We start from the raw sequence: 14,856 nt of genomic DNA on the forward strand, positions 1-14,856 counted from the left end.
ATAAAGAAGTTATCAATTATCTTCATATTTTTGATTCTAATTGCTTTATTCACTTTTGGAGAAACAACAATAAGAATAAAAAGTCCTTCAGAAATTTATACTAAAATTTATGAAACGGTACCTTTTTATAGATTTGTAAACTCAACTGAAGGGATAGGTCAAGATTATATCAAAGAATTACTTTCAACCACATTAGAATCTACAAATACAAATATTCAAAATTTTTTAAATGCCCCAATGGTATTTTATTCGGATAAAGACTATTCCTTTAGGGAATTATTTAATCCGAACTATTTTAACCTTTTATTTGACATTATTGTTAATTCAAAAGGTATCGCTATATACTCTACCGAATACGAAGTTTTTAATGAAATCTTTACAAAGATCTTTGGTGCTAATAAAGTAAGCGATGACCTATACACCTTAGGAGAAAGAAATTTTGCTGTTCAAAAAAATGATGAGGGCATCTTTTTGAACATGGAACCTACAACCTTTGATGATAATTCAAAGGGTTTAGTATCAGGCTCGCTGGAAAATATTTTAAATGAAAATAAACATTGGGATTTTTACGTTACCGTTGATTCTAGAACCTTAAAGGCAACATTTGAGTCTAAAGATTATAGAGGGGTCCGAAAAAATTTTGATTTGGCAATTTTGGAAAACAAAAAATTGTTTGGAGAAGTTTTGAATATAGAAAAGTTGGATAAAACCAATTTCCAAGCATACTTCAAAAATTTTTTAACGCCTTTGGACGATGAAAGTAAAAATGTTATAGGATTTATAGCCAATAGTATCAAAGAAGATGAGTTTTTAGCTATTAGTTCACAAAATATTAGTAATAACGAGCTGAACTTATTCTTTGAAGCATCAATTGATACTTCAAAACTGAAAGAATTTGCAGAAGAAAGAAATATAGAAGAGGGAAAAGTTGGAACCTACAATTATTATCTTTGGTCTAATCAAAGTATGGAAAACCAAATTTACCTTTATTTTGTAGAAGATGAATTCATATTCTCAAACGTTTTACCCAATAGGATGAATGTGTATTTATCGGAAATACCTCGATTTAAAAATGCAAAATTTTATGTAGAAATTGAAAGAAAAGAAGGTCTCGATAATCTATTAATCTTAGATATTTCAAATTACTTATCAGAGAATTTTTATGGTTCTTTAGATAGCTGGATAATAAAAGAAGAATACGATAATGATGGAATATATACAGTAGAAATGAAAATTAGATAAAAATTATAGTTTAGAAAGTTTGATTCGAAAGGAGTGCATTCTTTATGCTTTTTGGACTGATAGACAAGAATAAAAGTTTGCTTAAAAAATATTCAAAGATCGCAAATAAAATAAACGAATTAGAAGAAAGTATGAAATCTCTCAGCGACACTGAATTATCTGGAAAGACTCCGGAATTTAAAAACAGGTTAAAACAAGGTGAGAGTTTGGACGATATCTTACCTGAAGCCTTTGCTGTTGTAAGAGAAGCCTCACGAAGAACGGTAGGAATGAGGCATTTCGATGTACAGTTAATGGGAGGTATCGCTTTACATGAGGGTAAGATAACCGAGATGAAAACTGGGGAAGGAAAGACTTTAGTTGCAACCCTTCCAATTTATCTAAATGCCTTAACAGGAAAAAATGTTCATTTGGCTACCCATAATGACTATTTGGCTAAAAGAGATGCAAATTGGATGGGACCGGTTTATGAGTACCTTGGATTGAGCGTAGGGTACATTCAAGCCAATATGGACAAAGAAGACAGAAAAAAAGCTTATCAAGCTGATATAACTTACGGTACTGCTAATGAATTTGGATTTGATTATTTAAGGGACAATTTAGTTTACGAAATGAGCGACAAAGTACAAAGAGGACATTACTTTACAATAGTTGATGAAGCTGATTCTATTTTGATAGATGAAGCGAGAACACCTTTAATCATTTCCGGACCTTCAGATACTCCTTCTGAACTTTACAGAAGATTTGCGTCTTTGGCTAAGAGATTCATAGTTGAAAAAGATTACACTATAGATGAAAAACAAAAGACTTTAGCGTTAACAGAAGAAGGGATAAGCAAAGCAGAAAAGTTATTATCTGTCGATAATTTATATGATCCAAGCAATATTAAGTATTTGTTCCACCTCTTGAACGCCTTAAAGGCGATAAATTTTTTCAAAAAAGATAAAGATTATATCATTAGCAATGGAGAAGTTGTTATCGTTGATGAATTTACCGGAAGATTATTACCTGGAAGAAGGTATTCGGAAGGATTGCACCAGGCTATAGAAGCAAAAGAAGGAGTAAAAATTAAAGAAGAAAGCGTAACTTTTGCTACAATAACTTTCCAAAATTATTTTAGGATGTATGAAAAATTATCTGGTATGACCGGAACTGCAAAAACTGAGGAAGACGAGTTCAAAGCGATATACAACACAGAAGTTGTTGTTATTCCTACCAACAAACCTGTTATTAGAGAAGATAGAAATGATTTAATTTTTAAAACCGAAAAAGAGAAATATCAATCAATAATTGATGAAATAGTAAAGCGTAATCAAAAAGGGCAACCAGTATTGGTGGGAACAACGTCCATAGAAAACAGCGAAACCATAAGTGAGATACTAAAAAAAAGAGGAATAAAACATGAAGTTTTGAACGCAAAATACCACGAAAGGGAAGCAGAAATTATCGCTCAGGCAGGAGAAAAAAATGCCGTTACCATAGCCACGAATATGGCGGGTAGAGGAACCGATATTAAATTGGGAGAAGGAGTTAAAGAACTTGGCGGCCTTTTTGTTTTAGGTACTGAAAGGCATGAAAGCAGAAGAATAGATAACCAACTAATAGGTAGATCTGGTAGGCAAGGGGATCCTGGTGAATCAAGATTTATTATCTCTTTTGAAGATAATGTTTTAAGATTGTTCGGTGGGGAAAGAATGAAAAACATGATGAATGCTTTAAAAATAGAAGAAGGACAACCCATAGAACATAAAATGCTTAGTAAAGTTATTCGAGATGCCCAAAAAAAAATAGAAGGGATACACTTTTCGATAAGAAAAAGATTGTACGAATTTGACTCTGTAATGGACAAACAAAGATCTGTAATATACAATCATAGGGATTGGATACTCGAGCAAGGCAATTATGATGATCATATAAAAGAAATCTTTAGGGATGTTGTGGAAAGAATTGTGGAATCCTCGTGGGATGAAGTGGAAGAAAAATACGATAAAAGTAGTATTTCAGAAAAGTTGAAACAATATTTGATAATTTCTGAAATAAAGGGAAACACGCGTGAGGAAATAGAAAATGAAATTTTTGATCTACTTTGGAAGAGATATCAATACAAAAAAGAGGAGTTTGGAGAAGATTTTAACAAAGTTGCAAAATTTGTGATGTTAAGAATAATAGATGAAAAATGGAGGTACCATTTAGATTCTATTGAAGCGTTAAAGGAAGCTGTGGGATTAAGATCCTATGGCCAAAAAGACCCTGTTATGGAATTTAAAAAAGAATCGTACCTACTTTTTGATCAAATGGTTGACAGTATATACGACGAAATAGTCAATTATCTAATGAGAATAGCAAGGGTCGTTCCAGAAAAAGAAGAAAGGGAAGCAAAAAAAATATATGCCAGTTTGAACTTTGTACATAACAACGTATCAGCGGTTGATGAATCAAACAATGGTGAAGGATCTAAAAATAAAAATACGGCTAAGCAATCCAACAAAATTAAAAAAAGGTATAAAGTTAAGAGATAATAATTGAAGCCATTTTTAAGAGGTGATTCGATGATAGAATACGAAACGAAAGTCAAAATAGATGAGTTGAAAGAAAATTTTGAAGATTTAAAAGGAATTTTTGGTATAGAAGAAGCAGAAGAAGAAGTTAAAAAACTTGACAAAGAAATGATGGAACCAAACTTTTGGAATGATCAAAATAGAGCCAAAAAGATCTCCAAAATCGCACAAAATTTAAAAGATGAAATAGATGAATTTAAAAAATTGCAGAGCGATTTTGAAGAATTGGAAATAGCGGTTGAATTATCAGAGGATGATCCATCAATGAACGCTCAAGTTGAAGCAATTTTAAAAGGTATTGAAAAAAAGATAGGTTCTTTTCGTCTAAGGATGTTATTATCCGAAGAATATGATGATGCAAACGCCTTTCTTAGTCTACATCCTGGTGCGGGAGGAACAGAATCACAGGATTGGGCATCTATGTTATTGAGAATGTACACTCGATGGGCAGATAAAAATAATTATGACATTGAAACGATAGATTTTCAAGAAGGAGACGAGGCTGGAATAAAAAGTGCCACCATCAAAATTTCAGGTCCCTATGCATACGGTAAATTAAAGTATGAAAGTGGTGTACATAGATTAGTTAGAATTTCTCCATTTGACGCTAATGGAAGAAGACACACTTCTTTCGCGTCAATATCCGTGATGCCTGAATTTGATGAAAATGTTGAGATAGAAATAAATCCAGACGATTTGAAAATAGATACTTATAGATCCAGTGGAGCAGGTGGCCAACATGTTAATAAAACAGATTCAGCAGTTAGAATTACTCATTTACCTACAGGCATAGTGGTAGCGGTGCAAAACGAGCGCTCACAACACAAAAACAAAGCCACCGCTTTAAAAATTCTAAGGGCAAAGTTATACGAGATAGAACACCAAAAAAATTTAGAAGAAAAACTAAAATTACGTGGAGAAGTAAAAGACATTTCCTGGGGTAATCAGATTAGATCATATGTTTTGTATCCATATACTTTGGTTAAAGACCTAAGAACAGAGTATGAAACCTCTAACGCTCAAGCCGTATTAGATGGGGAAATAGATGAATTCATAGAAGAAGAACTGTTATTCTTTGCAAAATATAAGTAAAAAAATTAACTTGCTTTTCCGCGAAAGAGGTGTATAATAATAGTAAGAAAATACAATGATTTTCATAAAAGTGTAATGGTTGAGGAAATCTTATCCTATTTGATAACTAAAAAAGACGGCATTTATGTGGATTGTACTGCTGGTGAAGGCGGACATATAAAAGCTATTTTAGAATTCACAAATAACAAAGCTAAAATAATTGGAGTAGATGTGGACTATGAGGTATTGGAGATAGCAGAACAAAGATTAAAAGACTTTTCGGATAATGTGGTATTGATTAAATCTTCTTATAAAGACATAGATATGGTCTTAAGGGGATTAGATATTGATAAAGTTGATGGTTTTTTAATGGATTTAGGTGTATCTACGTTTCAACTAAAAGGCGAAAATAGAGGGTTTACTTTTACTAAAGACGAACCTTTAGACATGAGAATGGATGTCCAAGCAAAGAAGAATGCAGCTTACATAGTCAATAATTATTCACAAGAAGAGCTCAGACGTATTATCTTTGAGTATGGAGAAGAAAAAAGGTTTGCTCACAGTATTTCAAAAAGCATTATAAAAAGCAGGCCTATAAACACCACACAAGAGTTAGTGAACGCTATAAGGAAAGGGTTACCTAGTTCAGTAACACACGACAGGCGCAGACATTTTGCCACAAAAACTTTTCAAGCTCTGAGAATAGAAGTTAATGAAGAATTAAAAAACATCGAAGAAACCCTTGCTAAATTTGAAAGTTTTTTAACTACAGGAGCAAGAGTAGCGGTAATAAGTTTTCATTCACTGGAAGACAGGATCGTTAAAGATTTTTTCAAAAATAATGAAAGATATGATTTCCTCACTCCCAAACCTATTTTACCTACGCAAGAAGAAATAAAATATAATCCAAGAAGTAGAAGTGCCAAATTGAGGGTAGCCGAGTATGTAGGGGTGTAAAGAATGACAAGAGTTAGGGGGAGTTTCTATGGAAAGAAGCGTGTTCGGTAAAAGTAAAGGAATAGAAAAAACTAAATCTAAAGTTAAGTCTCTCGATATTGCTACAATCGTTTTAGTTTTCTTAGCCTTTTTAACCGTTAGCATTTGGCTTACTATCTTTCTTAACTTTGGTAAAAATATTGAGAATTATAAATCCATAATAGTCCAATCTCAGATGGAGCTTAATAATATGGAATCAAAAGTATCTGCCTTAGATAGCGAAATAGACAGATACATAGGGATCTTAAATATTGTGGGGAAATAATTCAACTATGAAACACAAATGGTTAATTTTCACCTTCCTTTTTCTTTCAGGATATATTTTTCTTATCACCATCACCTTTGTGTATAATAACTCTTTGGAAAAGGACTTTAACGAACTCTCAACTTCTTTAGAAAATAATAAATACTCAGAACTTGTTGATTCCAAAGGAAATATGATTGTATATAACCAAGAAAAATACGAAGCTTGGGTAGATTTAGGTTTTATGAAATCACGAAACGATTTTAAAAAAAACAAATATTTGTTGAATCAAAGGTTTAGTGACAACGAAATAGAAAACATTAAGTTTTTAAAATGGGGAAGTTATGATACTTATGAAGAGGCTTATATAGATCTTGGAATTTTAAACAAATACGCGAGGATATATCCTGTCACTCACCGCGTTTACAATGAATTATTTTCTCTTGATCTACTAATCGGAAAAACTGATAGAACCACCTATGGAATCGAACCTTTTTTATTAGAGAATGGAATTTTAGATAGTCAAAAAACAGTCAGTTTAAGTATAGATTTGAAAATGCAGCAAATAGCATATGAAGAACTTCAAAATACCGTAAAAAAAGAATCCGCGGAAGGCGGAATTGTCGTAGTTATGGAAAGCAAGACCGGTAAAATTAAAGCCAGTGTTTCACTCTATCCTTGGAATATTGCTTATATGGGATATATAGAACCAGGGTCCACACTTAAACCGTTATTAATTTCTACTGCCCTAGATGAACATATAATAAATCCTAACGATAAATTTTATTCTGGCTACGAGTATTATCCTACAGGTAAAAAAAATTTCAAGGTAACCGAATCCCAAGGTTATGGCATGGGAGAAGTTAGACTTAAGGAAACTCTAACTTATTCCTCAAATATAGCGATCGCTCAGATTATGGAAAAAATACTTGAAGATTTTTCTAATCAATGGTTCTACCAAAAACTTTTAACCTATGGTTTCGGGAAAAAAACAGGAATAGAATTCAAAGGTGAAATCAACGGGGTAGTCCCTTATCCGGATGATTGGTATGAAATAACTCCTTTTCAGATTGCTCTGGGTCAGGGAATAGGGATCACACCAATACAGTTAATATCTGCTTTTAACGTGATTCCGAATGATGGGAAGTATGTAAAGCCCACTTTTTTAGAAGTAAAAGAAATCTCAGAAAGGCAAGTGATATCTGAACCTATCGCTAAAATGGTAAAAGAGTGGTTAAGTTATACAGTCATAGAAGGAACTGCTCGAAAAGCTTATAAGGAAGGGTTGAAAATCGGCGGAAAAACTGGCACCGCCCAAAAGGCAGAAAGTGGTTTAGGATATGTTGAAGGTAGTTATTATTCGTTGTATGTTGGCTTTTATCCCGTTGTTGATCCTATATATACTGCTGTAGTTATAATCGATAATCCTAAAGAAGAATTTTATGGTGGAGAAGTTGCGGCTCCTGTGTTAACTAATATTTTTTATAGATATGCTACAGAAAAAGAAAGTATCGCACCCCAAGATCAAAAAGTTTTTTATAAAGATATTATGCCAGATTTGATTGGTCATCCTATATCTGAAGCTTACAATATTTTGTTAAACTTAGGAATAGAAGAAAAAAACGTAATAATCACTGGTAATGGGGACACCGTTTTTTCACAATCTGTTCCCCCGTATAATTATCTAAACGATTCCGAAATCATTCAACTTCACACAATCGATTGAAGGAGAGTTGACTTTGCAAAAAATATTAATTTTGGGAAATTCAACTATACAAAAAAGAATCAGAATCGAAGAAATTATCGAAAAATTCCCAAATGCTGAAATAGTTACGTTATCGCCAGAAAATTATGTAGATGAAGAGATCAACAATATTTTCACCATGGGAAGTATCTTTTCCAAAGACAGAATTATAGTAATTTCAGATTTTGATTCTTTTAAAATCCTATATCAAGAAAAGATCTCCACTTTACTGAAGCATTATGATAATGCTGTCAAAGGTATTCTCATTTTGGATAGTCAAAAGGAAAATAAATATCTAAAAGAAATAAATTTCGATAGAAAAATAGAGGCGATGATTCCTCCCCTTTGGAAAGATGAATTGTGGATAGAAATGGTTAAGGATTTAGCAAGCAAGTTACACAAACAATTAAGTAACGAAACAGCCGAGAAAATAATACAATTTGTTGGGAAAAATGAGGATTTGTTGTATGAGGAAATTAAGAAACTTTCCATATATTCCAATATGGAAATTATATCTATAAAAGATGTTGAAGATGTTTCTACTTATTTTTCTACTGCTAGTTATGAAGAACTTTGCTATGATTTAATAACAAAGAAATTATCAAATTCACTAATAAAGCTGCATTCTATTGTAAAATCTTCTTCATTCTCCCCAATTGCCCTAGCAAATTATTTATATAAGTACTTTTTGGATCTATATTCGGTAATATTAAATAGCGAAAGAAAGGCCAATTACAATTGGTCTGAAGTCATGAAAATCAGCAAAGATAGCATGGTTTCACTACAACGAGTAGCTTCCTTTTTAGGATTCAATTTTAAAACCGACAAAGTAAAAAAAATCAACGTTGAGAAACTCTACTCCCCTACTTCTATAGAAAAAATAATAATAGATATAGAAGAATTGGATAGATCCTTAAAAACAGGTGGTGAACCAAAAGTACTCTTCCCAAAATTATTTGAAGAAATATGTTCGGCGTAACTATTATTAACTCTTATCTACAATACCACTTATGGATTGGGGTATTTTTATCAGGAACGTAGTCCCTTTGCCTATTTTTGATTTTACCTCTACACTTCCTTTGAGCATTTTAAGATTCTTTTTTACAATCGCTAGACCTAATCCACTTCCAGGTTTATCTTTAGAAACTCTAAAAAATGGCCTAAATATGTCTTTTAATTTATCTTCTGGAATCCCAGGTCCCGTATCTTTTACCTCGATTAGAAAATGTTTTGTATGACTTTCGTAACCTACACGGATATCTATTGAACCTTCTGTGGTGTATTTCATTGCGTTCCCTATTACGTTTACGAGGACCTGATTTAATTTAGTTTCATCTGTTTCAATATCTACTGGCATGTCAAGGGGAAAATCGAGGTTTATTTCAACATCAGGGGAAGCTGTTGGCTCTAACATTGATAAAACCTGATATAATAACTTTTTTAAATTTAATTTTTCTAAATTCAATCTCTTCTCTTTGTTCAATTTGTTGAAAGTTGAAATATCGTCTAAGAGTGAGTTCATGTGTTTAGTAGAAAATAGTATCTTTCTTATGATACTTCTTATCTCATCTTTATTTAAATCCTCATTGTTCAATATTGTTTCGGCAAATCCTATAATTGAAGTCAAAGGTGTTCTTAATTCATGACTAATAAAACTCAAATAATTAGAATTTGTCTCTACTGTTTCTTTTTCTGAATCCCGTAGGATTTTCAAAGTTAAAAATATAGATGCTAAATTGCTGAACATTCTAAGCATTTTTTTTGAATTATCATCAAAAGAGTCAACATGGTAGCTGTCAATATATATATGCCCAATTACATTGTCTTTATTTTTTAAAGCTGAAATCAAAGTCACCATTTGATTAGTTTCTTTATGTAATTTTTTGCTGATTTTGTACAAATCGGTTTCAGGGGAATTGTAATTCAAAATATTCTGAACCTCTATTAAATCTTTATCCATATGATTACTTACATATGATTCGTTGAAGGGAACAACCATTTCTTTAATTAAATCTTCATCGTAACCAATTCCAACTATGGCTTCATATAATGCGCCCTTAATTAGCCAAATAGAGCCGTATTCAGCTTCTGGTATGATCTTTATAGCAATTTTTAACAGCTTTGTTAGAAAATCTTTTTCACTTTCGTCCCAATTTATTCCTTGAAAAAGATCCACCATTTCTTGAAAAGTTTCCATAAAAAATCCCTTTTCTACTTCTTTTTGCATTTTAGTATGATCCCCCCATTAATTTTGTAAACCTTCTGTCACTTCTATTGTATCACAAATTAAACAAATGAAGTATTAATTATTAAAAAATAACAATATCGTATAAACTTTAAAAATAATTTAAAAAAAGCGAACGTTTAACGTTCGCCTTTTTAAAATATGGCGGGGACGACGGGACTCGAACCCGCGATCACCGGTGTGACAGACCGGCATGATAACCAGCTTCACTACGTCCCCATCTTCTACTTAATTATTTTATCACAAATCTTTCATTTTGTAAAGTCCCTACAGAGCCCCATGTTAGTTGACATTTTTGAAATTATATAGTAGAATAAAAAAGGAGGGCCTAAAGAATCTCGTGCACGTAATGGTGCTTGGCACTTTAATAGTGCGAAATTCCACATAAAGTCGGATATTATATTTTTTTGATAATCAGGCCCTCCATTTTTGACCCCAAAAGCGGGGTTTTTTGTATGTATTGTCAATAACGAAGTCAATTGCCGGTGTAGCTCAACGGTAGAGCGGCTCATTCGTAATGAGTAGGTTGGGGGTTCAAATCCCTTCACCGGCTCCATAATATTCTTTGGTATTTTAAGCGTCTTAAGACGCTGTTTTGTTTTTATAGGCGTTATTAGAGTTAATTTGGGAAGGAGAAGAAGAAATGATACTTCAAGATTTTGAGAAAAAAATATTTAAATTCATAAAAGACTACAAAATTTTTAACAAATATGATAAAATTCTATTAGGAGTTTCCGGTGGGAAAGATTCAATGTCTTTGCTTCATGTGATGTCAAAATTATCGAAAACTATGGGATTTGAAATATCAGTAGCTCATTTAAACCATGGCATGAGAGAAGAAGCTGATAATGACGAAGCCTTTGTAAGACAAGCTTGTGAGAAACTAAATGTACTCTTTTTTTCTAAAAAAGTGGATGTTTTTACATACTCAAAAAAAAACAAGGTAGGTGTTGAAGTAGCTGGAAGAAATTTAAGGTATGAGTTTTTTTATGAAACGTTAAGAAGATTAAGTTATAATAAAATAGCAACCGCCCATCATATGGATGATTTATTTGAAACGATGTTTTACAGAATTTTACGGGGGACCGGAATATACGGATTAGGCGGCTTAATTCCTATAGAAGAAGAAATAACAAAACCAATGTTATGTGTCGACTTGGAAGAAATCAGAAATTATGTTACAATTAATAATATAGAGTATGTGGAAGATAAGTACAACTATTCTTTAGATTATGCTAGAAATAAAATAAGATATGAAATTACTCCTTTATTTAAGAAGATCAACCCAAGGTACAAAGAAAGTTTCTTTAGGCTTGCAAAAATCATATGGGGCTACAGGGAGGAAGTTAAAAGGAAATTTGAAGAAAGAAGTGAGATAAGTAAAGACTCGTTAAAATTAAAATTGGAAAATGACTTTTTCGATACCGAAATAATAAGAATTGCCTTTTTGAAGTTTGGTAAATACCCCCCAAATATGGAGGAAACTGCGAAAATTATTAAAATGCGCAACGGCGGAATAAGAAAGATAAATGCATTAACTATAGCGAAAAAAAAAGATACTCTATTTGTTAAAATCTAAAACAATTATATAATTGTGAAAAGAGGAGGTCCTGTCTTGCAAAACAAAAGAAACCAACCTAGAGTTTTTTTGCTATTATTAATATATATAACAATAGGTATTCTTATATATGTTGGAGTAAACAGCCTTATCGGTACTCAAAATGTTTCAAAAATAGAATATAGTGAATTAGTTCAAATGTTGGAAGATAAAAGAATTGTTTCTTTAGAAATAGAAGACTCTGGTTATGCTAGAGCAAGAGATCAAGCAGGGCTTTATTATGAGACATATGCCCCTAATCTTTTATCGGACCAGCAGTATGTTTATGGGCTTGCAAACCAAGGAATAGAGATTAAATATACCAGGAGTTTGGGAAATAGTTGGTGGATTTCTATCTTAACGTTTCTTTTACCTGTTTTTTTACTTATTTTCCTCTTCACCTTTCTGTTTCGATCAAGCGGGGGCGGTGCAAATCAAGGTATGAATTTTATAAAAAGCCCCGCCAAAAAATATGACCCAAAAAAAAATCGCGCCACTTTTAACGATGTTGCTGGGGTCAAGGAAGCTAAAGAAGAATTAACAGATGTTGTGAAATTTTTGAAAGATCCTAAGATTTTTAACAGGCTTGGAGCTAGAATGCCAAAAGGGGTTCTTTTAGTAGGAGAACCAGGTACAGGAAAAACTTTACTCGCTAGAGCCGTGGCTGGCGAGGCAAATGTCCCATTTTTTTATATTAGTGGCTCAGATTTTGTTGAACTTTTTGTCGGGGTAGGTGCCGCAAGAGTTCGAGATCTTTTTAACCAAGCCAAGGCTAACGCACCTGCCATTATCTTTATTGACGAAATAGACGCCGTAGGTAGACAAAGGGGATCAGGCCTGGGAGGAGGTCACGATGAAAGGGAACAAACCCTTAATTCGATCTTAGTGGAAATGGATGGATTCGATCCAAGTATAGGAATAATAGTTATGGCAGCCACAAATAGGCCTGATGTTCTGGACAAAGCTTTGTTAAGACCCGGAAGATTCGATAAAAAAGTCGTGATTGATAGACCGGACGCCCAGGGGAGAAAAGAGATATTAAAGATCCACTTTAGAGGTAAGAAAATAGCACCAGATGTTGATTTAGATGTGTTAGCCAGGGCTACTCCTGGATTTGTTGGAGCAGATTTAGAAAATTTAGTCAATGAAGCGGCGCTTTTGGCAGCCAGAAACGGGGAAAAGTTCATTACAATGAAGGATTGCGAAGAAGCCATAGAGAGAGTTATAGTAGGTCCTGAGAGAAAAACGCGAGTACTTTCCGAACAGGAAAAAGAAGTCGTTGCATATCATGAACTAGGTCATGCTATTTTAGGAATATCTTTACCAAATGCTGATCCTGTACACAAAGTAACAATTATCCCCAGGGGCTACGCAACCTTGGGGTATACCTTACAGTTACCATCGGAAGATAGATATCTTATGAGTAAATCTGAAATACTCGATGATATCACAGTAATGTTAGCCGGTAGAGCTGCGGAAGAAATAATATTTGATGAAATAACCAGTGGAGCTGAGAATGATTTAAAGAGAGCTACAGAAATGGCTAGAAGGATGGTCGAAAGTTTTGGTATGAGCGAAAAAATTGGTCCTGTAGCTTGGGTTAGCGAAAGTGAGGAAACTTTTTTAGCACGTGAATTATTTAGAGAAAAAAACTACTCTGATGAAACTGCAAAAGAATTGGATTCTGAAATAAAACAAATAATTAACAAAAGTTATGAAAAGGCTAAATCTGTGTTGCTAAAGAACAAGGAAAAACTCGAACTTATTGCCCAATATCTTTTAAAAAAGGAAACTATCACAGGAAAAGAATTAAAAGAATTATTAAAAAAAGATGTTGATGACCTTGAAGAATATGTAGAAAGTTTTGGAGTATCTTCAACTCTGGAAGAAGAAAGGGTGGTAAATTATGAATACCTTCCTAGAGAAAATAATCCCATTGAAAGAAAAGGAATTTAATTATTCTTTTAAGGTAAGAGATGAAAGCTATTTATGGTCAGAAGATAAAGAAGTTATAAGTTTCCATGCTTTAAGCACCTCATCTCTTTTAGAAGAAATACATAAATGCAGTTACAATACTATAAAAGATCTATTGGAAGAGGATCAAATTTCTGTAGTTTCACACAGTTGCATAGATCATCTGTCACCTACACCTTATTCTTTTAAGGTATTCATAAAGTTAAAAATAACTGATGTAACCTATAACAAAGTACATTTTCAAGGAGAAGCATTTGATGAAACAAGCAAAATTGCAACTTTTGAATTGACCAGAAACATCATTTCTAAAAAGATTCTACGAAAAAATTTAAATCACAAAATGGAGAGCACCAATTTATCGGGACAAATTTCTGAGCGTTACACATATAAGGATGAGTCATTGTTGAATACATTAACAAAAAAATATCCCAAAGGGGGGAAAGAAAAGTGGCAAAAAGAAGTATTATGATAGTAGAAGACGATCCTGCGATCTCTGAAATGTTATCCTTGAACTTGACTAAAGAAGGGTACGAAGTAATAACGGCTGTGTCTGCAGATGAGGCCTTAAAGAAATTAGAGGAAAAAGATGCCGACTTTTTCATTGTAGATATCATGTTACCAGGTTCAATGGATGGATTTGATTTGATCAGAATCTTGAAATCCAGTGAGGATTACCGTAATACACCTGTGCTGATATTAAGTGCTAAAGATGATGCTGCGGATAAAGTTGCGGGGTTGGAACTTGGTAGTGATGACTATGTAACTAAACCTTTTAATGTAAGAGAACTAATTGCAAGAATTAAAAGCATATTTAGAAGACAAGCCGCATCAGCTCAGATGAAAGAAGAAGGGCCAAAAAAAATCACAGCCAAGGATCTAATTATAGACACCGAAAGATTAGAAGTTTGGGTAGGTGGCAAACCAGTTAGCCTTACCCCGTTGGAGTTCGACTTGTTAGTTTTTCTTGCCAAAAACGAAGGAAAGGTCTTTAGTCGAGATGTATTGTTGGATAAATTGTGGGGATATGATTACTACGGAGATACGAGAACGGTAGACGTTCATATCAGAAGGTTGAGAACAAAAATTGAAGAAGATCCTTCTAATCCAAAATACATAATTACAGTCAGAGGAAAAGGGTACAAATTCAGAGATCCTGGAAAGGAAAGAAGTTACTAAATATTTAAA

Annotated in this window: 12 protein-coding genes and 2 tRNA genes; 12 read left to right on the forward strand and 2 right to left on the reverse strand. The window is 33.1% G+C overall.

Going from position 1 to position 14,856, the window contains the following annotated elements; all coding sequences use genetic code 11:
- The first annotated feature begins 30 nt into the window (after positions 1-30).
- From AA80_RS03805 to AA80_RS03835, 7 genes are read left to right on the forward strand one after another with little or no spacing between them, the layout of a single operon-like run.
- Positions 31-1,242 carry a hypothetical protein gene (locus AA80_RS03805; protein WP_103876494.1) on the forward strand — a complete coding sequence of 404 codons (1,212 nt, stop codon included), beginning with the start codon at positions 31-33 and terminating at the stop codon, positions 1,240-1,242.
- Between the two features lie 44 nt (positions 1,243-1,286).
- Positions 1,287-3,761, forward strand: coding sequence for a preprotein translocase subunit SecA (gene secA / locus AA80_RS03810; RefSeq protein WP_103876495.1), 2,475 nt, complete (start codon positions 1,287-1,289; stop codon positions 3,759-3,761).
- A 30-nt stretch (positions 3,762-3,791) separates the two neighbouring features.
- Entirely contained in the window at positions 3,792-4,892 is a 1,101-nt protein-coding gene (gene prfB / locus AA80_RS03815; RefSeq protein WP_103876496.1) for a peptide chain release factor 2, read from the forward strand.
- A gap of 39 nt (positions 4,893-4,931) precedes the next feature.
- Positions 4,932-5,828, forward strand: coding sequence for a 16S rRNA (cytosine(1402)-N(4))-methyltransferase RsmH (rsmH, locus tag AA80_RS03820; protein ID WP_103876497.1), 897 nt, complete (start codon positions 4,932-4,934; stop codon positions 5,826-5,828).
- 28 nt (positions 5,829-5,856) lie between these two features.
- Complete coding sequence (locus AA80_RS03825) at positions 5,857-6,132, forward strand: hypothetical protein (protein WP_103876498.1); 276 nt, start codon at positions 5,857-5,859, stop codon at positions 6,130-6,132.
- Positions 6,133-6,139: 7 nt separating this feature from the next.
- Complete coding sequence (locus AA80_RS03830) at positions 6,140-7,837, forward strand: penicillin-binding transpeptidase domain-containing protein (RefSeq protein ID WP_103876499.1); 1,698 nt, start codon at positions 6,140-6,142, stop codon at positions 7,835-7,837.
- 13 nt (positions 7,838-7,850) lie between these two features.
- Positions 7,851-8,834, forward strand: coding sequence for a DNA polymerase III subunit delta (locus AA80_RS03835; RefSeq protein WP_103876500.1), 984 nt, complete (start codon positions 7,851-7,853; stop codon positions 8,832-8,834).
- Positions 8,835-8,840: 6 nt separating this feature from the next.
- On the opposite strand, the gene AA80_RS03840 is transcribed toward AA80_RS03835, so the two are convergent.
- Entirely contained in the window at positions 8,841-10,082 is a 1,242-nt protein-coding gene (locus AA80_RS03840) for a GAF domain-containing sensor histidine kinase (RefSeq protein WP_103876501.1), read from the reverse strand.
- A gap of 160 nt (positions 10,083-10,242) precedes the next feature.
- Positions 10,243-10,319, reverse strand: a tRNA-Asp gene (locus AA80_RS03845).
- Positions 10,320-10,581: 262 nt separating this feature from the next.
- Between AA80_RS03845 and AA80_RS03850 the strand changes: the two genes are divergently transcribed.
- The 5 genes from AA80_RS03850 (at position 10,582) to AA80_RS03870 (ending at position 14,847) form a co-directional block, all read left to right on the forward strand.
- Positions 10,582-10,656, forward strand: a tRNA-Thr gene (locus AA80_RS03850).
- An 87-nt stretch (positions 10,657-10,743) separates the two neighbouring features.
- On the forward strand, positions 10,744-11,679 hold the full coding sequence (tilS, locus tag AA80_RS03855; protein WP_103876502.1) for a tRNA lysidine(34) synthetase TilS: 936 nt from the start codon (positions 10,744-10,746) through the stop codon (positions 11,677-11,679).
- A gap of 36 nt (positions 11,680-11,715) precedes the next feature.
- A complete protein-coding gene (gene ftsH, locus AA80_RS03860) occupies positions 11,716-13,653 on the forward strand; it encodes an ATP-dependent zinc metalloprotease FtsH (RefSeq protein WP_103876503.1) in 1,938 nt (645 codons plus the stop codon).
- Entirely contained in the window at positions 13,604-14,140 is a 537-nt protein-coding gene (locus AA80_RS03865; RefSeq protein ID WP_103876504.1) for a thioesterase family protein, read from the forward strand. Before ftsH ends, AA80_RS03865 begins: the two co-directional genes overlap by 50 nt.
- A complete protein-coding gene (locus AA80_RS03870) occupies positions 14,119-14,847 on the forward strand; it encodes a response regulator transcription factor (protein ID WP_103876505.1) in 729 nt (242 codons plus the stop codon). The genes AA80_RS03865 and AA80_RS03870 overlap by 22 nt, the downstream gene beginning before the upstream one ends.
- Positions 14,848-14,856: the final 9 nt, after the last annotated feature.

It is taken from the genome of Petrotoga sibirica DSM 13575 (assembly GCF_002924625.1).
GTDB classification, from domain to species: Bacteria; Thermotogota; Thermotogae; order Petrotogales; family Petrotogaceae; genus Petrotoga; species Petrotoga sibirica.